18 protein-coding genes are annotated in these 22,107 nt (G+C 62.1%); 6 read left to right on the top strand and 12 right to left on the bottom strand.

Annotation, left to right across the window (positions count from 1 at the left end):
• Positions 1-61 precede the first annotated feature (61 nt).
• From hflX to glyA, 8 genes are all read right to left on the bottom strand, one after another.
• Positions 62-1,387, bottom strand: a complete 1,326-nt coding sequence (gene hflX / locus ATY76_RS07240) for a GTPase HflX (RefSeq protein WP_088674100.1) — start codon at positions 1,385-1,387, stop codon at positions 62-64.
• A gap of 77 nt (positions 1,388-1,464) precedes the next feature.
• Positions 1,465-1,707 carry an RNA chaperone Hfq gene (gene hfq, locus ATY76_RS07245; protein WP_003539403.1) on the bottom strand — a complete coding sequence of 81 codons (243 nt, stop codon included), beginning with the start codon at positions 1,705-1,707 and terminating at the stop codon, positions 1,465-1,467.
• 111 nt (positions 1,708-1,818) lie between these two features.
• Positions 1,819-2,682, bottom strand: a complete 864-nt coding sequence (locus ATY76_RS07250; RefSeq protein WP_088674101.1) for a D-amino-acid transaminase — start codon at positions 2,680-2,682, stop codon at positions 1,819-1,821.
• A gap of 46 nt (positions 2,683-2,728) precedes the next feature.
• Complete coding sequence (locus ATY76_RS07255) at positions 2,729-4,093, bottom strand: sigma-54 dependent transcriptional regulator (protein ID WP_004674822.1); 1,365 nt, start codon at positions 4,091-4,093, stop codon at positions 2,729-2,731.
• Entirely contained in the window at positions 4,083-6,350 is a 2,268-nt protein-coding gene (locus ATY76_RS07260; RefSeq protein WP_088674102.1) for a PAS domain-containing sensor histidine kinase, read from the bottom strand. The genes ATY76_RS07255 and ATY76_RS07260 overlap by 11 nt, the downstream gene beginning before the upstream one ends.
• A 357-nt stretch (positions 6,351-6,707) precedes the next feature.
• Positions 6,708-7,604: a formyltetrahydrofolate deformylase gene (gene purU / locus ATY76_RS07265; protein WP_088674103.1), complete on the bottom strand. Its 897-nt coding sequence runs from the start codon at positions 7,602-7,604 to the stop codon at positions 6,708-6,710.
• 22 nt (positions 7,605-7,626) lie between these two features.
• Positions 7,627-8,523, bottom strand: a complete 897-nt coding sequence (gene folD, locus ATY76_RS07270; protein ID WP_088674104.1) for a bifunctional methylenetetrahydrofolate dehydrogenase/methenyltetrahydrofolate cyclohydrolase FolD — start codon at positions 8,521-8,523, stop codon at positions 7,627-7,629.
• 86 nt (positions 8,524-8,609) lie between these two features.
• Complete coding sequence (gene glyA / locus ATY76_RS07275; RefSeq protein WP_088674105.1) at positions 8,610-9,887, bottom strand: serine hydroxymethyltransferase; 1,278 nt, start codon at positions 9,885-9,887, stop codon at positions 8,610-8,612.
• Positions 9,888-10,013: 126 nt separating this feature from the next.
• On the opposite strand from glyA, the gene ATY76_RS07280 reads away from it, so the two are divergent.
• The 6 genes from ATY76_RS07280 (at position 10,014) to ATY76_RS07305 (ending at position 16,776) form a co-directional block, all read left to right on the top strand.
• Complete coding sequence (locus tag ATY76_RS07280; RefSeq protein WP_088674106.1) at positions 10,014-10,910, top strand: LysR family transcriptional regulator; 897 nt, start codon at positions 10,014-10,016, stop codon at positions 10,908-10,910.
• A gap of 298 nt (positions 10,911-11,208) precedes the next feature.
• Complete coding sequence (locus ATY76_RS07285) at positions 11,209-12,240, top strand: transporter substrate-binding domain-containing protein (protein WP_088674107.1); 1,032 nt, start codon at positions 11,209-11,211, stop codon at positions 12,238-12,240.
• A gap of 56 nt (positions 12,241-12,296) precedes the next feature.
• The gene (locus ATY76_RS07290; RefSeq protein ID WP_088674108.1) at positions 12,297-13,511 is read left to right on the top strand and encodes an ABC transporter permease subunit; all 1,215 of its coding nucleotides are present in this window, start codon (positions 12,297-12,299) and stop codon (positions 13,509-13,511) included.
• Positions 13,508-14,635, top strand: a complete 1,128-nt coding sequence (locus ATY76_RS07295) for an amino acid ABC transporter permease (protein ID WP_088674109.1) — start codon at positions 13,508-13,510, stop codon at positions 14,633-14,635. The genes ATY76_RS07290 and ATY76_RS07295 overlap by 4 nt, the downstream gene beginning before the upstream one ends.
• A 25-nt stretch (positions 14,636-14,660) precedes the next feature.
• Positions 14,661-15,419, top strand: coding sequence for an amino acid ABC transporter ATP-binding protein (locus ATY76_RS07300; RefSeq protein ID WP_088674110.1), 759 nt, complete (start codon positions 14,661-14,663; stop codon positions 15,417-15,419).
• Between the two features lie 34 nt (positions 15,420-15,453).
• Positions 15,454-16,776 carry a D-serine ammonia-lyase gene (locus ATY76_RS07305; RefSeq protein WP_088674111.1) on the top strand — a complete coding sequence of 441 codons (1,323 nt, stop codon included), beginning with the start codon at positions 15,454-15,456 and terminating at the stop codon, positions 16,774-16,776.
• 124 nt (positions 16,777-16,900) lie between these two features.
• On the opposite strand, the gene ATY76_RS07310 is transcribed toward ATY76_RS07305, so the two are convergent.
• The 4 genes from ATY76_RS07310 to dusB form a co-directional block, all read right to left on the bottom strand.
• A complete protein-coding gene (locus tag ATY76_RS07310; RefSeq protein WP_088674112.1) occupies positions 16,901-17,890 on the bottom strand; it encodes an aldo/keto reductase in 990 nt (329 codons plus the stop codon).
• Between the two features lie 574 nt (positions 17,891-18,464).
• Positions 18,465-19,916 (bottom strand): nitrogen regulation protein NR(I), encoded by a 1,452-nt coding sequence (gene ntrC, locus ATY76_RS07320; protein WP_088674113.1) that lies wholly within the window; start codon positions 19,914-19,916, stop codon positions 18,465-18,467.
• On the bottom strand, positions 19,913-21,067 hold the full coding sequence (locus ATY76_RS07325) for a nitrogen regulation protein NR(II) (RefSeq protein WP_088674114.1): 1,155 nt from the start codon (positions 21,065-21,067) through the stop codon (positions 19,913-19,915). Before ATY76_RS07325 ends, ntrC begins: the two co-directional genes overlap by 4 nt.
• A complete protein-coding gene (gene dusB, locus ATY76_RS07330) occupies positions 21,064-22,083 on the bottom strand; it encodes a tRNA dihydrouridine synthase DusB (protein WP_088674115.1) in 1,020 nt (339 codons plus the stop codon). Before dusB ends, ATY76_RS07325 begins: the two co-directional genes overlap by 4 nt.
• Between the last annotated feature and the right edge of the window lie 24 nt (positions 22,084-22,107).

Genomic DNA, 22,107 nt, shown 5'->3' on the forward strand with positions numbered 1-22,107 from the left:
CCGGGGTCGAGCCACAGGTCTCGACCCGTCCTTCGGACCCCCGCTGGGGAGAAGGGGTAGCTCACCGCTCCCAATCCTCGCGCTGCGGCTTCGGGCCGTTGCCGATGCGGCGTTCGAGTTCGGCGGCTTCGGTTTCGGAGAGGCGCAGATCAAGCGTGATCGAGCCGTCCTCATTGTCCTCGCGACCATCGACGATCGCGTGGTCGTAGAGCCAGGGCAGCAGCGCCAGCTTGTCGACGGGAAGGCGGATCGTGGTTTCGGTCATCACGCCGGACAGCCTGCGGCTGATCTCTTCCATCAGCGTGTCGACGCCCTCGCCGCTGACGGCCGAGACCGCCACCACGTTGCTGGCGCCGGCGGCCTTCTGCACCATGGTGTCGTGCACCTCTGGCTCCAGCCGGTCGATCTTGTTCCAAACTTCAATCAGCCGTTTGCCAGCTTCGGCCTCGTCGATGCCGAGGTCGTTCAGGATGCGCATCACATCGGCGCTCTGCGCCGGGTTGTCGACATCCGACATATCGCGAACATGCAGGATGAGATCGGCTTCCAGCACCTCTTCCAGCGTCGCGCGGAAGGCAGCGACGAGGTGGGTCGGCAGATCGGAGATGAAGCCGACGGTGTCGGACAGGATGACGGTGCGGCCATGCGGCAGCTTCATGCGGCGCAGCGTCGGGTCGAGCGTGGCGAAGAGCATGTCTTCGGCGAGCACGCCCGCGCCCGTGATGCGGTTGAACAGCGTCGATTTGCCGGCATTGGTATAGCCGACGAGCGCCACGATCGGGTGCGGCACCTTGCGGCGCTTGGCGCGGTGGAGCTGTCGGGTGCGAACGACCTGCTCCAGCTCGCGCTCGAGCTTGATGATGCGATCCTGCAAGAGTCGCCGGTCGGCTTCGATCTGGGTTTCGCCGGGACCGCCCATGAAGCCGCCGCCGCCGCGCTGGCGTTCAAGGTGGGTCCAGCTTCTGACCAGCCGGCCCTTCTGATAGTTCAGGTGGGCGAGATCGACCTGCAGCGTGCCTTCCTTGGTGGAGGCGCGGCGGCCGAAGATTTCGAGGATGAGGCCCGTCCGGTCGATGACCTTGGCGTTCCATTCCTTTTCGAGATTGCGCTGCTGCACCGGCGTCAGCGGATGATCGACGATGACGAGACCGGAATCGCGCTCGTCGAGCAGCGCCTTGATCTCCTCGATCTTGCCGGTACCGAGCAGTGTCGCCGGCCTCGGGTCGTTGACCGGCACGACCTGGCCGTTGACGACATCGAGGTCGATCGCCTGGGCAAGGCCGGTCGCTTCTTCCAGCCGGCTTTCCGGCGTGCGGGTGGAGGCCGATTCGGTCTGGCCGCCGCGACTGCGGGATTTCAGAACCGGCACGACGACGGTCGCGCGCATATCGTCCCTGTGCTTGGCGGCCTCAGGGATGATCGAATCGTTCTTGGTATCGCGTGTCGAAATGACGGCTGATCCTGTTAGGACGCTGCTTCTTCACTCTCGAACATCTGCATCGGCTGACCCGGCATGATCGTCGAGATCGCATGCTTATACACCAGCTGCGAATGGCCGTCACGGCGAAGGAGAACACAGAAATTGTCAAAAGACGTAACAACGCCCGTGAGTTTCACGCCGTTGATCAGAAAGATTGTCAGGGAAATCTTTTGCTTGCGAACAGTATTGAGAAATAAGTCCTGCAGATTCTGAGAACGTTCCGCCATCGCGCCGCTTCTTTCTTTATTGCCGGCCTGAACTGGCCGGTAGAATATCAATCAACCTCTCCATGCAAGACCGGCGGCACCCTCATTCCACCTGTCCAGCAAATCTTGGTATCAAATCGCAATCTTTTCCGCAACGTCGAAAAAGGCTTCGCGGACTTTCTGCGAGACGCTGCCGGGATGGCCGTTGGCGATGGTCTGGCCATCGACGGAAACGACCGGAAAACAAATACTTGTGGCTGCGGTGAGAAAGACCTCGCGGGCTGCGAGCATCTCGGAAACGGAGAAGTTCCGCTCGGCGATCTTCAATCCCAGCTGGGCGGCCACATCCATCAATGTGGTGCGGGTAATGCCGCGCAGAATGCCGTGTTCGGCCGGGCGCGTCACCAGCGTTCCATCCGAATCGACGATCCAGACATTGGTCGCCGCCCCCTCCTTCACCATGCCGTCGGCATCGACATAGATCGCTTCCTGGGCACCGGCCTCCTTCGCCTGCTGGCGGGCCATGGCGTTCGGCAGCAGACCGACCGACTTGATGTCGACGCGGTCCCAGCGGTTGTCGGTCACGGTGATCGCCTTGATGCCGTTGGCGTTCTTGGCCGCGATGATTTTGGGATCGGTGCTCTTGGCAGTGATGACGAGCGAAGGCGGCGTGCCCTCGGCCGGGAAGACATGATCGCGGCGCGCAACGCCGCGCGTCACCTGCATGTAGAACAGGCCGTTGCGGACATGGTTGCGGCGCAGCGTCTCGCGGATGACCTGCGTCAGCGCCGCCCTGCTCATCGGCCAGGCGATGCGCAGCTCGCCCAGCGAACGGTCGAGACGGTTCAGATGACGGGTGAGGTCGACGATATAACCGTGGCGCACCTCGCAGACCTCGTAGACGCCGTCGGCGAACTGGTAGCCGCGGTCCTCGATATGTACGCTGGCATCGGAATGCTTGACGTAACGGCCGTTCACATAGGCAATTCTCGGCATGGGAAATGGTCTTCCGGGAAGCGATGGAGGGATGCAGCGTCTGATATCAGACGCCGAGCGACTTCAGCTTGCGGTGCAGCGCCGAGCGCTCCATGCCGACGAATTCGGCGGTGCGCGAGATATTGCCGCCGAAGCGGTTGATCTGGGCGATCAGATAATCCTTCTCGAACATCTCGCGGGCTTCGCGCAGCGGCAGCGTCATGATGTGATAGTCGTTCTTGGCCGAGACCTTCGGCAGCATGTCGCCGAGATCGGTCGGCAGCATGTCGGCGGTGATCGGTGCATCCGGGCCGTCGGTGCGGGCAAGGATCATCAGCCGCTCGATATTGTTGCGCAGCTGGCGGATATTGCCCGGCCAATCATGGGCCTGCAGCACGGCCATGGCGTCGTCGCCGATGCGGCGCGGACGGATGCCGGCCTGTTCGGAAATCTGGCGCATCAGTTGATCGACGAGGAAGGGAATGTCCTCGCGCCGTTCGGCCAGCGCCGGCACGCGCACCGGCACGACGGCGAGGCGATGATAGAGATCCTCGCGGAACCAGCCTTCGGCGATGCGGCTTTCGAGATTATAGGCAGTCGAAGAGATGATGCGGACATCGACCTTGACGCGCTTGGAGCCGCCGACACGCTCGAATTGCTGGTCAACCAGCACGCGCAGGATCTTGTTCTGCGTCTCGCGCGGCATTTCGCCGACCTCGTCGAGATAGAGGATACCGCGATGTGCCTCTTCCAGCGCGCCGATCTTGCGCGCCTGGCCCGGCGTACCCTCAGTGCCGAAGAGCGCCACTTCCATGCGATCCGGCGTGATGTTGGCGGCGTTCAGCGCCACGAAAGGGCCGTTGGCGCGCGTCGACTTCTTGTGGATCATCCGCGCCACCAGCTCCTTGCCGGAGCCGGACGCGCCGAGAATCATGATGCGGCTGTTGGTCGGCGAAACCTTCTCGATCGTCTGGCGCAGCTGCGAAACGGCGACCGAGGTGCCGATCAGCTCCAGGGCGTCGCCGGTGCGGCGCTTCAGCTCGGAAACCTCGCGCTTGAGCTTGGAATTTTCCAGAGCCCGTTCGGCGATCAGGATCAGCCGGTCGGCCTTGAAGGGCTTCTCGATGAAATCGAAGGCGCCGCGCTTGATCGCCGAGACGGCCGTTTCGATGTTGCCGTGGCCCGAGATCATCACGACGGGCAGATCGGGGTGGCGGGTCTTGATCTCGTCGAGCAGCGACAGGCCGTCGAGCTTGCTGCCCTGCATCCAGATATCGAGGAAGATCAGCCGCGGCACGCGATCGGAGATCGCCGCCAGTGCGCTGTCGCTGTCATGGGCCGTGCGCGTCTCGTGTCCCTCGTCCGAGAGAATGCCGGAAACGATCTCGCGAATATCGTGCTCGTCATCGACGACGAGAATATCAGAGGCCATAAACGCTTTCCTTGTCATTGGCTGCGGGAGCGGCGGGCGTCGGATCCCGGCGTGGCAGATGCACGCGGATCATGGCCCCTCTTCCCCGGTCAAAATCGGCGGGCGCATCGTGCAACTCGAGCTGCCCGCCATGCTCCTCGATGATCTTCTTGACGATGGCGAGGCCAAGACCCGTGCCCTTCTCGCGCATCGTCATATAGGGTTCCAGAATGCTGTGGCGGTTCTCCACCGGCAGGCCGCGGCCATTGTCGATCACGTCGACGGTGAAGCGGTCGCGGCCGGCGTCGAGTGCTGCACGCACCAGAATTTTGCGTTCGTCGCGTTCGTCGCTCGGGACGGCTTCGATCGCCTCCACGGCATTCTTGATGAGATTGCCGAAAGCCTGGCCGAGCATGCGGCTGTCGAACAGGCCCTCGAGCGGCTGATCGCCGAAATCCTGCTGGAAGGTGACGTGATGGTTGCCCATCTCGCGCAGGAAGATCGCGTCGCGCAAGATATCGCGCAGGTCGCTCGGCTCCTTGGTCGGCTTCGGCATGCGGGCGAACGCGGAGAATTCGTCGACCATGCGGCCGATATCGCCGACCTGGCGGATGATCGTATCCGTGCACTGGTCGAAAACGGCCCGGTCGCCCTGGTCGATCTGCTTGCCGTAGCGGCGCTGGATGCGCTCGGCGGACAGCTGAATCGGCGTCAGCGGGTTCTTGATCTCGTGAGCGATGCGCCGTGCGACATCGCCCCAGGCGGTCGAGCGCTGGGCGATGACGAGGTCGGTGATGTCGTCGAGCGTGATCACGTAGGATTCGCTCATGTCGCGCACTTCCTCGCGGGTGACCTGGACGCTCAGCGTCCTGACCGTGCCGCCGCGCACCAGCGCGATCTGCTTGCGGAGATCGCCGCGATGCCGCACTGCCGCCTCGGTCAGCACCTGATCGACCTCCGGCGCGATGTCGGCGAGTTGCTTGCCGAGCATCTGGTCGGCCGACAGCGACATCAGCGTTTCGGCCGAACTGTTGACGATCGCGATGCGGCGATCCTGCTCGACGCCGATGACAGCGGCAGTGACGCCCGACAGCACGGCTTCGATGAAGCGGCGGCGGTCGTCGACCTCGTCCTTGGCTTCGAGGATCTCATCGCGCTGAGTGCGGATTTCCGAGATCATCTTGTTGAAGGTGCGCGACAGATTGGCGACGTCGCCATCGACGGAATGCACCGGCACGACGATATCCATATTGCCCGAAGCGACGCTGTCGGCCGCCGTGATCAGCAGCCGGATCGGCCGGACGATGCGATCGGCGACGGCAATCGCGGTCCAGATTGCCGCCAAGAGCACGATCAGCGCAAAGCCGATGTAAAGCACGGCGAAGGCGATCTGCAGCGAGAAGCGGTTGGCCTCCATCGAGCGGTATTCGGTGGCGTTCTCCTCCATCATGCGCATGGCGCCCATGACCTTGGGATCGACGGCGCGCACCGTATAGAGGAAGGTGCCCTGGATGGCATCGAGCTTGATAATCGCGCCGACGAGATTGGTAACACCGGGCGGAATCAACGTCGGCTGGCCGGCCGCCGCTTTCTCCAGCGCATCCTGCGGAATGGCCGGCAGCGGCTTTTCGGTGGCGATATCGGCCTGGACGATCACCGAGCCGTCGCGTTCGACGAGGAAGGCGCCGAGCAGGCCGCGGCCCCTCGCCTGGCGCGTCATCAATTCGGCGAAACCCGTCCTGTCGAGGCTGTAGAGCGCGCGGTTGCGCTCGAGGTCGTTGGCCATGGAAACCGTCTGCCCCTGGAGGTAGCTGGCGTTCTCCATCATGTAGGCCTGGCCGATATTGCGCGACGAGCTGACGATCGACTGGGTGCGCAGCGCAAACCAGCGGTCGAGACCAGCATTCAGCGTAATACTGGCAAAGATGGCGACGAGAATCGCCGGCGTGATCGCGACGATCGAAAAGAGCACGACGATGCGGATGTGCAGGCGCGCCGCCGCGCGGCCACGCGTGCGCGCCTTGAGTAGCCTCGCCACTTCGCGGCCGATGAGCGCCAGCAGCGTCAGGACGAAGAAGGAGTTGACGATCACCGAGGTGACGACGACATGCGAGGTCGGCGCGATCGGCGTCAGGCCGAGCAGTACGAAAAGCGTGATCGTGGCGCAGAGAAGCGCACCGCCGGCGAGCACGAGGCCGGGCACGGCAAAAAGGGCACGGCGATCGGTCACCGTCGTCACCGCCTCGCCCGCCGCCGGCGATACCCCATCCTGCGTCATTCGGCCTCTCTTCAGACGGCACTTACCGCCCCGCCATCCGATCGAAATCAAACAACGCCGGCTCAAAAAGCCAGCGCCGCAACGACTCGATCGGGAGCGAAATGTCCAAAACCCTTGCGTGACCTTTAAGCAACGCATTGTGGCGAAAATGCAACGCGGCTTGTCACGTTGTCAAGCCGCGCCTGGCCCTCGGACCGTCACAATGGAGTGTTGCCCAGGGCTATTGTCACGCCGCCTGCCGTGTCCGCCGGCAATCGTCCTCGAACATCGGGGACGGGCAAGGATTTGAACGTCCGGAGATTTCCGCGCCTCCGATGACCGGTTTCAGCGATAGATCGCGCCCCGATGAGTCGGCGCTCAGCCCATGCGTTCCGACGCGTAAGATCCGGGTGAAGCCGGGAAGACGACGGTCTTGTTGCCGTTGATGAACACCCGGCCATGGATGTGGGCGTGGATGGCCCGGGCGAGCACCTGGCTTTCGACGTCGCGGCCGAGGCTAACATAGTCCTCGCCGCTCTGCGCATGGGTGACGCGGACGATGTCCTGCTCGATGATCGGGCCTTCATCGAGGTCTGCGGTGACGTAGTGCGATGTCGCGCCGATGAGCTTCACGCCCCGTTCGAATGCCTGCTTATAGGGATTGGCGCCCTTGAAACTCGGAAGGAAGGAGTGGTGGATGTTGATGATCCTGCCGGACATCTTGCGGCACATATCGTCGGACAGGACCTGCATGTAGCGGGCCAGCACGATCAGTTCGGCGCCCGACTCCTCGACGATCTGCATCTGCTTCGCCTCGGCCTCCGGCTTGTTTTCCCCAGTCACCTTGATGCAGTGGAACGGGATGTCGTGGTTCACGACGACCCGCTGGTAGTCCTTGTGGTTGGAGATCACGCCGACGATGTCGATCGGCAGCGCCCCGATGCGCCAGCGGTAGAGGAGATCGTTCAGGCAGTGTCCGAAGCGGCTCACCATGAGGATCACCTTCTTCTTCTCGCTCTCATCGAAAAATTCGGCGCTCGCCTCGAACTTCCCGGCGATCGGTTCGAAACCTTGACGAAGCTGGTCAAGCGTATGTCCGTCATGCGGCTGGAAGCTGATCCGCATGAAATAGCGTCCAGTATCGGCGTCGTCGAATTGTGCGCTGTCGGAGATGTTGCAGCCGTTCTGGGAGAGATAGCCGGCGATGGCGGCTGTCACGCCGCGGATCGACGGGCATGCGACACGCAGAGCGTAGCGAGGGGCCGTGATGGTCATGTCTATCTCCTTGTTCGTCGTCTCAGGCCGCGGTGATCATCGCGTGATGGCTGCGGAATGCGGTGAGCGTGTTGGACAGCAGGCATGCGATCGTCATCGGGCCGACGCCGCCCGGCACCGGCGTGATGGCGCGCGCGTGGCCGGCTTCGCCATATGCCACGTCGCCGACGATCCGCGATTTTTCGCCGTCCTGGATTCGGTTGATGCCGACGTCGATCACGACGGCGCCGGGCTTGATCCAGTCACCCCGAACCAGGCCCGCCCGACCGGCCGCGACGACAAGAATGTCGGCCGCCCGACAGAGCTCCGCGGCGTTCCTCGTCTGCGAGTGAACGACCGTGACGGTACAGTGGGCATTCATCAGCATCTGCGCCATCGGCTTTCCGACGATGTTGGACTTGCCGACGATGACGGCATGAAGGCCGGAGAGGCTCTCGCCGAGCGTATCCTTGATGAGCATCATGCAGCCGAGCGGGGTGCAGGGAACCAAAGCCGGGTTGCCTGTTGCAAGGCGGCCCGCATTCGACACATGGAAGCCGTCGACATCCTTGTCGGGATTGATGGACTGGATCACGGCGTTCGGATCCAAATGCGCCGGCAGCGGCAACTGAACAAGAATTCCATGCACTTCTGAATCGTTGTTAAGGTGATGCACGAGGTCAAGAAGTTCGCCCTGCGTGGTTTCCTGAGCAAGCCGGTATTCGAATGACTTCATTCCGGCGGCAACCGTCTGACGGTGCTTTGAAGCCACATAAATTGCGCTTGCCGGGTCGTGCCCCACCAGAACGACGGCCAGACCGGGAACGGCTCCAGTCGTTGCCTCCAGCGTTTCGACATCGGCCTTTATGCGCTGCAGGAGCGCTGCTGCGTACTCTTTGCCATCGATGTTTGCGGCGCGTGTGAATCTGTCCATTCCCATGGCGTGCTCCATTGCATCCAAGCTCGAACCGGCGAAATGCCGCGCCCGGAGATGTGGGCGGGGCATTTCCGCATGGGTACGTTGCCCTAGTGGCCGTAGACCGGGAACTTCTCGGTCAGTTCCGCGATCTTGGCCCTGGCGGTTCCGACGATCTCCTCGGTCCTGCCCTCTGTCTCGGCGTCGATGAGATCCGCGATGACATGGCCGAGAACCCGGAATTCCTCTTCCTTCAGGCCACGTGTCGTCGCAGCGGAGGAGCCAAGGCGCATGCCGACCCACTCCGGAGGACGAGGGCTGTCGCCGGGGATCGGGTTCTTGTTGGATGTGATGTTCGCCTTGGCGAGAAGCGTCTCAGCCTGTTTTCCAAGCAGTCCCTTGCTCGACAGATCGAGCAGGATGATGTGGGTATCGGTGCCGCCGGAAACGATGCGAACGCCACGATCCGCAAGCGTTTCGGCGAGAACCTTCGCATTAGCCACGACCTGGCGGGCGTAGAGCTTGAAATCGTCGCGGAGAGCTTCGCCTAGGCAGATCGCCTTGGCGGCTAGAACGTTGCTGTGCAGCGATCCCTGGACGCCGGGAAACACCGCCGCTTGCAGCTTCTTGTACCATTCCTCGTTGTTCGTGAGGATCAGGCCGCCACGCGGACCGCGCAGCGTCTTCGTCGTGGTGCAGGTCACGATGTCAGCATGCGGGAACGGCGAAGGATGGACGCCACCGGCAACGAGGCCGGCGATGTGGGCCATATCCACCAGGAAGTGGGCGCCGACCTTCTTTGCGATCTTCGACATGCGCTCGAAATCGAGTTCGCGCGGATAGGCCGAACCACCTGTTATCAGCAGCTTCGGGCGGATTTCTTCGGCGATGCGTTCCATCTCATCAAGGTCGATGACCTCGTTCTGCGGGTTGACGCTGTAATTGTTGGCATCGAACCAGCGGCCCGACAGGTTCGCCTTCATGCCGTGCGACAGGTGGCCGCCGGCCGCAAGGTCCAGCGAAAGCACCTTTTCGCCCGGCTTCAGCAGCAGGAAGAAGACAGCTAGGTTGGCCTGCGTCCCCGAGTGCGGCTGGACGTTGGCGTAGCCGCAATTGAACAGCTGCTTCGCGCGGTCGATTGCGGCCTGCTCGGCAATGTCGACGAACTGCCCGCCACCGTGAAAACGATTGCCCGGATAGCCTTCGAGTGTCTTGTTGGTGATCTCGTGCCCCAAGGCGTCGAGAACCGCACGGCTGACGATATTCTCCGAAGCGATGAGCTCAATCTGGTTCTGCTGGCGGGCCCGCTCGGACGCGAGGGCATCGGCGACGAGTGGATCGGCATCCTGGACGGTGGTGTTGAAATGCACCCTTGCAGCGTTGGTCATCTGAGTTCTCCAATTCCTCGAATTCGTGAGGCGGAACCTAGATCGATCGAAACACCAGAAAAAGTTAATAATATTTGCTTATACGTTCAGACATGCTAATGATTTCGAGGCTGCGAGGAGGTCGTTATGGATGTCGGACGTCTGCGGGCACTGCGCGAACTGTCGATCCGCAAGACCATGGCGGCGGTGGCAGAAGCTTTACACGTCTCGCCGTCGGCCGTGTCGCAGCAAATCGCTCTTCTTGAAGAAGAGGTTGGCATACGGCTCGTCGAGCGGCGCGGCCGGGGCGTCGTCATGACACCCGCCGGCCAGCAACTGGTGCTGCGGGCAGAGAAGATCCTCATCGAAATCGAATCGGCGAAAGCAGACATCGCCGAATTGAAAAGCGTCGTTTCCGGCGAACTTCGGGTGGCGGCGTTTCCTTCCGTGGCGGCCGCCGTCATTCCGAAGGTCGTCTACGATCTCGCCGAACGGCACCCTCACCTCACCGTCCAGTTCGAAGAAATGGAGCCTGGCGAAAGCGTTGCGGCGCTGCGAAGCTGGCAGACGGATGTCGCGATTATCGATGACCTGAACATACCGACCGGCGCGCTCGATCCCAATATCGAGACGATCTTCCTGATGGAAGACGTCTTCAACGTCATGGTCTCGAGAGATCACAGGCTCTCGGAGCAGCCAACGGTTGGCCTGCATGAGCTTCGCGAGGACCGCTGGGCGATCGACACCGCTTCCGACACCTATACGAGGATGCTGGTGGAGGCCTGTCAGGAAGAGGGCTTCAAGCCCAACATCGTCGCCAGATGCAAAGGTTTCGAAGTAACCATCGCGCTGATCCGGCAGAATTACGGCATCTCGATCCTGCCTGGGCTGCGCGCCAGCTACGATCTCGAAGACGTCTGGGTGTGCAGGCTCGTTCCTGAAATACGCCGAAGGATATTTATCGCCTTCCGGAAAGATGAAAAGCGCAGTCCGGCCCTTCAGGCGTTCCTCGACCGGATGGCCGAGAAGCCGCCGCTGTCTTGACGCCGGGTGCCGGCGCTACGTGCCCCATGCCGACAAACTCCCTCATCGGCTACAAAGCAACAGACTTCCTAATGTATAACCTCAGGAGAATTAAGTAGATTTGAATAGACCCCGCTCCTACTGTCCATCTGCCAATTGATGGGGCTGGGAGCGAGGATCGCACGCAGACCTTGGCCAATAGTGGGAACGACGCAGTCAGAATGGCGATAACGCCTCCAGCGTCTTACCGGACTTCGATCGAGCCATCGCTCATTGATTTGGCGTCACCGTCACTATGCGATCCGAAAGGGGAACCTCGATGAAACTACTCAAAATCCTGACTGCCGGTGTTTTCGCAGGCGTTGCGTTCACGGCGGCCGATGCTTCCGCTTCCGTTCTCGACACGGTCAAGCAGCGCGGTGTGCTCAACTGCGGCACCGATAACACCGCTCCCGGCTTCGGCTATCTCAATACCACGACCGGACAGATGGAAGGGCTCGACGTCGACTTCTGCAAAGCGGTTGCCGCCGGCGTTCTCGGCGACGCCTCCAAGGTCAAGTTCATCACGGTGACCGACAAGAGCCGCTTTGACGCAGTCCTTACCGGCCAGGTCGACGTCGTCTTCGCCCACACCACGATCAAACCGGCGCGCGAATCGTCGATCGCGATCGATTTCCTGCCGATCAACTTCTACGACGGTACCGGCCTCATGGTGAAAACCGATGCCGGGATCAAGGAATTCGCAGACCTCGATGGTGCAACGATCTGCACCACCCAGGGATCGGCCACCGAGACCGTTCTGGCTGCTGCCTTCAAGGCGCGTGGCTGGAAGGACTCCAAGGTCCTGACCTATGAAAACCTCGAGAAGCTTTTCTCCGCTCTCAACTCGGGTCGTTGCAATGCGATGAGCACCGACAAATCAGCCCTTGCCGCCTGGGCGGGGAATGCACCGAAGCCAGCCGACTATCTGATCCTCCCGGATACGCTGGACAAGTCCCCGTTCGGCGGCTTCGTGGCTGCCAACGACTCCAAGTGGCGCAACGCGCTGCGCTGGATCGAATACGGCCTCTTCCAGGCCGAGGAGTCCGGGATCACCCAGGCCAATCTGGCTGAAAAGCTGAAGAGCGAAGATCCCTTCGTTCAGAAGTTCCTCGGCGTCGGCGGTGGCTACGGCAAGGACTTCGGCCTCTCCGACGATTTCATTGCTCAGGCGATTAAAGCCGTCGGCAACTACGGCGAGGCCTATGATCGCAACCTCGGTCCGAAGACCAAGATGTATCTCGACCGCAAGGGCACGCCGAACGCCTTGTGGACGCAGGGTGGCGCAATCTACTCGCCGCTCTGGAACTGATGCCTTCCGGGGGTCGGAACCACAACGTTTCGCCCCCAAGCTCTTGGAGCCTGAACATGACAATCCACGAAACGAGTGCGATCCGCGGCATGGCAGAGAGTGATAGGCTGAGGTCGCGGCGCCTGCGCAATCGCATCCGGCACGAAGCGATCCAGCTCGGAATCGTCGCTCTGGTCGTCGTGCTGCTCGGCATGCTGGCATATGCGGTCAAGGCTGGCCTTGCCGAGAAGGGCATACGGTTCAGCTTCTCGTTTCTTGCCAACACCGCCGGCTTCGATATCAGCGAAGGATGGACGCTGACGTCTGGTGAAGGTTTCGTCCCCAACCTCGCCCAGTTCTCTTCGGAGATGTCGATCGCATCGGCTTTCGTCACAGGCATCTTCAACACCGCGAAAATCGCACTGCTGGCAATCATCCTCAGCACGATCCTCGGAACGATGCTCGGCGTCGGTCGTTTGTCGACCAACTGGGTGGTGCGAAACCTCTGTTTCTGGATCGTCGAGTTCGTCCGCAACACGCCGCTGCTCATACAGCTCGTCTTCTGGTATTTCGCGGTCGTCCTGCACTTTCCGCCAATGGCGTCTGCAGCAAAGCTCTATGGCGGCCTTATCGTCAGCCAGCAGGGCATATACGTCCCCACGCTGTCTTGGACCGGAGGCGCATCCACCCTTCCGCTGATCCTGGTCACCGCCACAGGAGTGTCGGCCTTGGGCGCAATATTCGACCCCGTCCGTGGAGCGCGGCGGATATGCGTCGGCGCGGCGGTCGTCTGCCTCGGGCTGCTGGTCGCGACCGGCGGGATGACCGTGAATTTCCCCGTCGCCAACAAGTTCAAGGCCAGCGGGGGAACCAGCATCAGCCCGGAGATGGCAGCCCTACTGCTTGCCATCGTCGTGAACAGCGCTTCCTTCATTGCCGAAACCGTCCGCGGCGCGATCGACGCTCTTCCGAAGACCCAATGGGAAGCTGCGGGGTCGCTGGGGCTCAGCCGGCGCGACACCGTCAATGACATCATCCTTCCTCAAGTGTTCCGCGTCGTTCTCCCCTCCTTCGGCAATCAGTATATCAGCCTGTCCAAGAACACCGCGCTCGGGATCGCGGTCGGATATCCGGATCTGTTCAACATTTACGGGACGATCGCCAATCAGACCGGCCACAGCCTTGAAGGCATCATCATCGTCATGGCGTCCTACCTAGTCCTCAGTTGGATCATCAGTTCGTCCGTCTACTGGGCGAACCGCCGTCTTAACCCCATGGGAGTGTCGCAATGATCGCCACCTCAATAAAATGGACCCGCCACAACCTGTTCGGAAAGCCTTTCGACGTCGCCCTGTCGCTGCTGGTCATTCCCGGCGCGCTCTGGCTCGCCTATTCGATCCTTGACTGGGCGCTCGCCACGGCAAGGTGGGATATCATCGTGCAGAGCCTGCGGGTGCTGATGATCGGCGTTTTTCCAGCCGATCAGGCGTGGCGCGCATGGACGGCGTCGGCGATCATCGCAGCGACCCTCGGCGCCGGTCTCGGCTGCGTGTTTTCGTTCAAGCCTCACCATGGGCTGGTTCTCTCTCTCGTCCCCTTGTTGATTTTGATCGCCGATCATGGCGATCCGCATAACGTCCTGTCTGCGGCAGGCGTCGTTGCCGCAACCTCGCTGGGATGGGTGCTGACGTCGTATGTGCCATTGTCCAGGAAGGCGATGCCTGCTGCGGCGTTTACGGGCTTCATCGTCGTCGTTGCGGTCATGGCCCCTCCGGGCGTGGAGCTCTGGGGCGGACTTCTTCTCAGCGTCCTGCTGACGCTGGTGACGTCGGTCCTGTCTCTGCCGATCGGCATCCTGCTCGCGTTCGGGCGGCAGAGCCGGCTCTCAAGTCTCAGGATCATCTGCACCTGGTACATCGAGGTCATGCGCTCGGTGCCGCTCATCCTGGTCATCTACTGGATCTGGATCCTCATGCCGGTGCTTGCGCCGCAGTGGGGACTGGCCGACGTTGCGCGCGGCATGATCGGGTTCACGATCTTCTACTCCGCCTACGTCGCCGAATATGTCCGAAGCGGGCTTCAGGCGGTTCCGCGCGCCCAGACCGAGGCGGCAAGGTCTCTCGGCATCAGCGAATTCGACATCAACTGCTCGATCGTTCTGCCACAGGCGCTCCGGGTCGTGGTGGCGCCGCTGGTCGGCAACGTGCTCGACATCTTCAATTCCGCGCCGCTCGTCTTCATCATCGGGCTGACGGATTTTCTCCGCGCGGGGCAGATGATCCTGGCGAACCCGCAATATGGCGACCGGACTTTCGAAGTCCTCTCGTTCCTGCTCGTCACCTATTTCCTGGTCGGCTCGATGATCACCTATGCCGCCAGAAAGCTTGAAGACCATATGGCAACGAGCACCCGCTGAGCTGTTCCAACACGGAGACATCACGATGAACGCCATCGTCGAAATGAAAAGCATGAACAAGTTCTACGGCGCCCACCATGTGCTCAAGGACATCGATCTCGCCGTCACACGCGGTGAAGTCATGGTCATCCTCGGGGCCAGCGGCTCCGGAAAGTCGACCCTCATCCGCTGCGTCAACGGCCTCGAAATGTACCAGAACGGCAGCCTCGTCGTGGACGGCTATGAAATGCCCGTCGAGGCCGACCGGAAGCTTGGCGGAGAAGGCGAACTCGCGGCGATCCGCAAGGGCGTCGGCATGGTATTCCAACAGTTCGGCCTGTTCCCGCACAAAACAGTGCTGGACAATATCACCATTGCGCCGATGCGGGTTCGCAAAAAGTCGCGGGAAGAGGCCGAAGCGACCGCCATGAAGCTCCTCGATCGCGTCGGCCTCAAGGCGCATGCGCACAAGTATCCGGACCATCTGTCCGGCGGCCAGCAGCAGCGCGTGGCCATCGCCCGCTCGCTCGCCATGGAGCCGCATCTCATGCTGTTCGACGAGCCCACGAGCGCGCTTGATCCGGAAATGGTCGGCGAAGTCCTCGACGTCATGCGGGAGCTGGCCACCGAGGGCATGACGATGATGGTGGTGACGCATGAAATGGGGTTCGCAAGAGAGGTCGCCGACCGCGTCGTCTACATCGACCAGGGCTCGATCATCGAGATTGGGAAGCCGGACGAGTTCTTCGACAATCCAAAAAACGACCGGGCTCGCTCTTTCCTCGCCCGCGTCCTAAGACACTGACCAACCGCAGCCCGGCTCACGAATGGAAATGTCCATGAACACGATAATGCCCAGTGATCCCGCTCGCGATGACGTTCTCGCGGGCCGACCGACCCTCTGGCTCAATCCGTTTTACCGGAAACAGGCGATCGATACCTCGGACCTGCCCGTTTCACCGGCCGATGTGCAGAGCGCGCGCCAGAACTGGCAGCGCTTGGCGCCGCTTCTTGCCGAATGCTTTCCGGAACTGAAGGACACGGGCGGCGAGATCCGCTCGGAACTGGTGGAACTCAAGGAACTTCGCGAGGCGCTCGGCTATCGAACGAGAGAGTTCGGCAACGTCTTCATCAAGGCCGACAGCCATCTGCCGGTTGCCGGCTCCATCAAGGCTCGCGGCGGCGTTTACGAGGTTTTCCTCTTTGCCGAAGACCTCGCCCGTCAGAAGGGACTGCTCGGTGACGGCGAGGATATCCGGAAGCTGGCAACCGAAGAGGCCCGCTCGTTATTTTCAGCCTATACCGTGGCGGTGGGCAGCACCGGCAATCTCGGCTTGAGCGTCGGCATCGCCGCGCGCGCGCTCGGCTTCAAGGCCACGGTCCACATGTCGTCCGACGCCAAGGCCTGGAAGGTCGAGCGCCTGCGGAAGCTCGGCGTCGATGTCATCCAGCACGAGGCGGACTACACGACAGCCGTCGAAAACGCCCGCGACATCGCCGACGCCGATCCGACGATCTATTTCGTCGATGACGAACAATCGCGGCATCTGTTCCTCGGTTACAGCGCAGCGGCGTCGGAGCTGGCAACGCAGCTCGACGAGCGTGGGATCACGATCGATGAGGAAAATCCGCTTTTCCTCTACCTGCCCTGCGGCATCGGCGGCGCACCGGGTGGCGTCGCCTTCGGCGCCAAGGCAATCTTCGGCGACCATGTGCACGCCTTCTTCGTCGAGCCGGTTCAGTCGCCCGGCGCCCTCGTCCACATGATGTCGGGTTCGCAGGAGCTGGTGTCGGTCTACGACGTCGGCCTGACCAACAAGACCGAAGCCGACGGCATGGCCGTCGCCCGCATGTCGGCCTTCGTGGCCAAGGTGATGCGCGAGATGCTCGCCGGCGTCTACACGGCCGCCGACGACGATCTGTTCAAGCTGCTTCGCATGGCTTGGATCACCCAAAGGCAGAAGCTGGAGCCTTCGGCCGCCGCCGCCCTGCTCGGCCCGGACTTCCTCTTGCGCCATAAAGAGGGCCGGCGTTTCCAAACCCTGAACGGCATCGAGGAGAAGATGTCGCGGGCGACGCACATCCTCTGGACGACAGGCGGCTCGTTCGTCCCGGAGGAGCAGTTCCAGAACTTCCTCCGTCAGGCGGAAGCTCTCGCTTAGTCCCGCAGGCCGAATGGTGCCACAGGCGCGGTCGGGAACGATCCGCGCCTGTCGACCTGATGCCGCAGCCTTCAGGCCTCTGTTTTCATGCATGTCGTCAGCGCACAGTCTCGCCCGACAGGTTCTAGAATCGACGCGGGCCTTCCGGTTTGTTTCCCACAATCCCGTCGATCCGGTCCAGTACCTCGGGCGTCATCTTCTGCCTGTGGGACAGGGCCGCAAGATTGTCCTGCAACTGGCTGGCGCGCGAGGCGCCGAGAATGACTGTGGAGACGTTGCGATTGGCGAGGCACCACAACAAGGCGAGATGGGTGATCGACAGGCCGATCTCGTCGGCAAGCCTGGCGAGTTCGCCAACTTGTTTGAGCTGGGCGCGGCCGGCGTCGCTGGACCACTTCTCCTTCAGCCATTCGTAGCCCGGCAGGTTCATGCGGCTGTCGGCCGGCACGCCGTTATTGTATTTGCCGGTCAGGACGCCGGAAGCGAGCGGCGACCAGATGGTCGTGCCGAGGCCGATGAGGTCGTAGAGCGGCAGATAATCGGATTCGACCTTCTGGCGTTCGAAGATGTTGTACTGCGGCTGCTCCATGGTCGGCGGCGTGATGCGCAGGTCGCGGGCCACGGCATAGGCTTCCGTCAATTGCTGCGCCGACCATTCCGACGTGCCCCAATAGAGCACCTTGCCCTGGGCGACGAGATCGTGCATCGCCCGGACCGTTTCCTCGATCGGCGTGTCGATGTCGGGGCGATGGCAGAAGTAGAGGTCGAGATAGTCGACCTGCAGCCGCTTCAACGCCGCATGGCAGGCGTCGGTCACATGCTTGCGCGACAGGCCGCGCTGGGTCGGCTTCTGGCCTCCCCAGAAAACCTTGCTCGAGACGACGAAACTATCGCGGCTCCAGCCAAGCGACTTCAGCGCCTCGCCCATCACCAGCTCGGACTTGCCGCTTTCATAGCCTTCGGCATTGTCGAAGAAGTTCACCCCATTGTCGTAGGCAAGCTTCATCAGCTCGACGGCATCGCCTCCTTCGACCTGCCTGCCGAACGTGACCCATGAGCCGAAGGAGAACTCGCTCACCTGCAGGCCCGACTTTCCCAAACGACGATATTCCATCATCCAACTCCCAGACGTTATGAACATGTGCGGGGCAACCGGCGTCGACGTCGCACGAGCGATCCGCGTAATCTATGGCATGAACAAAGATATGCGAGGCTTGGCCCCGCCAAATCGACCGGCATGAAACACGATGTCGCAGCCCGCGTCAGCCCCACTCGTAAAGAAAAAGGGCGCTCCGCGACATCAGTCGGGGCGCCCATGGCATGCGGTCGACGACAGTTGCGGCGGAAATCGACAGCAGCAGCGGCAGATGACGAGATTCGGAACGGATAGGCAACATGGAAGCGAAATTGGGGACGCTTTCGCCTGCCGATCGGCCACGTCATCCACCTGCTATCCACAGCTTATCCACAGGAGCGGCAGCGACGATCTCAGCAACTTCAATGACATTCGGCCGGCGGCAAACAATAGCTCGCAAACACTATGTGACCGTAGAATGACACTGCGCTTTTGTTTGCCGTCGCAGATACAAACCGCCATCCTGCTCGGATACATTCAGTTTGTTCCCGACCGTGGCGGCGGATACTGGGGAGGAGGAGGCGGTGGGCAAACGAGGAGCCCACCGCCTTTTTCAGGCGGTGCGGGAGCTTCTATAAACAGAGACGCCCAATTCCCTGATCTTCTTGCGCAAGGTGTTGCGGTTGAGGCCGAGCAGGTCGGCCGCCTTGATCTGGTTGCCGCGCGTTGCCGTGAGTGCTGCGAGAATCAGCGGATATTCCATTTCGGTCAGCACGCGGTCATAGAGGCCGGGCGGCGGCAGGTTTTCGCCGAAGCCTGCGAAATAGGTGCGCATGTTCTCTTCGACGGCTTGCGCGATCGTCATCGCGCCGTTGCGGATCGGCCCCTTGTCGATCGGGCTGTCGGGCACGTCGGAGCGCAGCTCGGCATCGATGATCTCGCGGGTGATGACGTCCTGCGGATAGAGCGCCATCAGGCGGCGGATGAGATTCTCCAGCTCGCGGACGTTGCCAGGCCAGGCATAGGCCTTCATCAGTTCCAGCGCTTCCTGGTCGAATCGCTTGGAGCCGAGGCCCTCCTTTTCGGCCTGCTGGATGAAATGGCGCACGAGATCGGGAATGTCCTCGGCGCGGTCGCGCAACGGCGGCAGGCGCAGCGGCACGACGTTGAGGCGGTAATAGAGGTCTTCGCGGAAGAGGCCCTGGTTGATCGCCTGCTTCAGGTCCTTGTTGGTGGCGGCGACGATGCGCACGTCGGTGCGGATCGGCGTGCGGCCGCCGACGGTGGTGTATTCGCCCTGCTGCAGGACGCGCAGAAGCCGGGTTTGCGCATCCATCGGCATGTCGCCGATTTCGTCGAGGAACAGCGTGCCGCCTTCAGCCTGTTCGAAACGGCCGGTCGAGCGGGTCTGCGCGCCGGTGAAGGCGCCCTTCTCATGGCCGAAGAGTTCGGATTCGATCAGGTCGCGCGGGATGGCCGCCATGTTGATCGCGACGAAGGGACCGTTGCGGCGCTTGCCGTAATCATGCAGGGCGCGGGCGACAAGCTCCTTGCCGGTGCCGGATTCACCGGTGATCATCAGCGTCAGGTCCGTCTGCATCAGGCGGGCGAGCACGCGGTAGATTTCCTGCATCGCCGCCGAGCGGCCGACGAGCGGCATGCCGTCCTGCATATCCTCTTCGAGCTTGGCGGGCTTGCGCTTCGGCTCGGCGAGCGCCCGGCCGATGATGCCGATTAGTTCCGTCAAGTCGAAGGGCTTCGGCAGATAATCGTAGGCGCCCTTCTCGGAAGCCTTGATCGCCGTCATGAAAGTGTTCTGCGCGCTCATGACCAGGACCGGCAGATCGGGACGCGCCTTCTTGATGCGCGGCAAGAGGTCGAAGGCGTTTTCGTCAGGCATCACCACATCGGTGACGACAAGATCGCCCTCGCCCGCCGAAATCCAGCGCCAGAGGGTAGCGGCGTTGGAGGTGATGCGAACGTCATAACCGGCGCGGCTCAAAGCCTGGTTGAGCACGGTCCGGATGGCCGCATCATCATCTGCAACGAGGATCGTAGCTGTCATCGAGAAGGTCCTGTCGAGCTTACGGTAGAGGCGTCTTCAAGCGAGGCATCCTTCGATGCCGGCATGAGAACGCGGAATGTCGTGCGGCTGTTCTGGCTGTCGCATTCGATGATGCCGCCGTGATCGCCGATGATCTTGGCGACCAGCGCCAGGCCGAGGCCGCTGCCGTTCGTCTTGGTGGTGATGAAGGGATCGAAGAGATGCGGCAGCAGGTCGGCGGGAACGCCGGGGCCATTGTCGTGAACGCAGAATTCCAGCGGCAGCGAAATCTTTTCGCGTGTGCCGGCAACAGACAGGCGGATGCCGGGGCGATAGGCCGTCGTCAGCAGGATCTCGCCGTCCGGCCGGTCGCCGACCGCTTCGGCGGCGTTCTTCACCAGATTGAGGAAGACCTGGACGAGCTGGTCGCGATTGGCATAGACCGCCGGCAATGACGGGTCGTAGCTTTCGGTAATGCGGATGTTGCGGGCAAAACCGGCCTTGGCGACCGCCTTCACGTGATCGAGCACGGAATGGATATTGACCGGCATGCGGTCGACCGGGCGTTCGTCGGAAAAGACTTCCATGCGGTCGACCAGCGAGACGATGCGGTCGGTCTCGTCGCAGATCAGCCGGGTCAGCGCCCTGTCGTCGTCGAGCGCGGATTGTTCGAGCAGCTGGGCGGCGCCGCGGATGCCGGAGAGCGGGTTCTTGATCTCATGCGCCAGCATCGAGGCAAGACCGGTCACCGAACGGGCAGCAGCGCGATGCGTCAGCTGCCGGTCGATCTTGTCGGCCATCGACCGCTCCTGGAAGACGATGACGACGGCGCCCGGCTCGCTGAGAACGGGGGCGACGTAGAGATCGACGAGCTTGTCCTGGCCGAGCCGGGGCGAGCTCAGGTCGACGCGATATTCGTTGACCGGCGCCTTGCGCTCGCGCACCTGGTCGATCAGGGCGAGCAGCGGGCTGCCGAAGGGAATGAAGGTCGAGATCCGGTAACGCGCCAGATGCGAGGCGCTGGCGCCGAAGAAAGCTTCCGCCTCCCAATTGGCGAAGGCGACGAAGCCGGATTCGTCGACCATGACGACCGGGTTCTGGATGGCGTTCAGCACGGCCATGGCGACGGTTCCGCCGGCGTGATCGGGCGGAGATATCGTATCCTTCGTCATGCCGCCTCCCGGCTGTCGAGCGCACCTGCATCAAGCGCATCGTAAAGGCGCGCGGCAACCTCACGCGGGTCACGCGAGGTCATGATCGCGGCCTTTTCGCTGCCGGCGAGATCGGGGGCGAAGCGCTCCAGATACCAGCCGAGATGCTTGCGGGCATGGCGGATCGCCACCGCCTCGCCGTAGAAATCGAGCATCATCCGGTAGTGTTCAATGGCGATTTCGGCAATCTTGCCCGGCAGCGGCTCTGCCGCGCCAGCGATGACGCCGGCATGCCACGGCCTTCCCTGGCAGCCTCTGCCGATCATGACGGCATCGGCGCCGGAACGGCGCAATATTTCCTGGGCATCGTCAGCGGTCTCCACATCGCCGTTGGCGATCAGCGGAATGGAGATCACCTCGCGGACGGCGCGGATCGCATCCCAATCGGCGCGGCCTTCGTAAAATTGCATGCGGGTGCGCCCATGGATGGTCACAAGCTGGATGCCGGCCGCTTCGGCGCGGCGCGCAATGTCGGGCGCGTTGATCGAATTCTCGTCCCAACCGAGGCGCATCTTCAGCGTCACGGGGATGTCGACGGCCTTGACCGTCGCCTCGATCAGACCGAGCGCATGCTCGGGATCGCGCATCAGCGCCGAGCCGGAATAACCGCCGATCACCTTTTTCGCCGGACAGCCCATATTGATGTCGATGATATCGGCGCCGTGATCGGCGGCGATCTTTGCCGCCTCCGCCATCCAATGCGCCTCGCGGCCCGCAAGCTGCACCATATGCGGCCGGAAGCCGGCGGCTCTCAGCCGCGACCAGGATTCGGCCGTGTCGTTGACCAGCTCGCGGCTCGCCACCATTTCCGTGACCACGAGGCCAGCGCCGAAGCGCCAGGCAAGCTCGCGAAAGGGCATGTCCGTGACGCCGGACATTGGCGCGAGCACGACGCGGTTCCGCACGGAGACAGATCCGATTCGGAAAGGCGCTGCGAGGTCCTTGGAAATCAACTGATTATCTTTCGGGCACACCATAGAACTGCATTATTTTTAGCCATT

Origin of the sequence: Rhizobium sp. R339, from assembly GCF_002211395.1 — a bacterium.
In the GTDB taxonomy this organism is placed as follows: domain Bacteria; phylum Pseudomonadota; class Alphaproteobacteria; order Rhizobiales; family Rhizobiaceae; genus Rhizobium.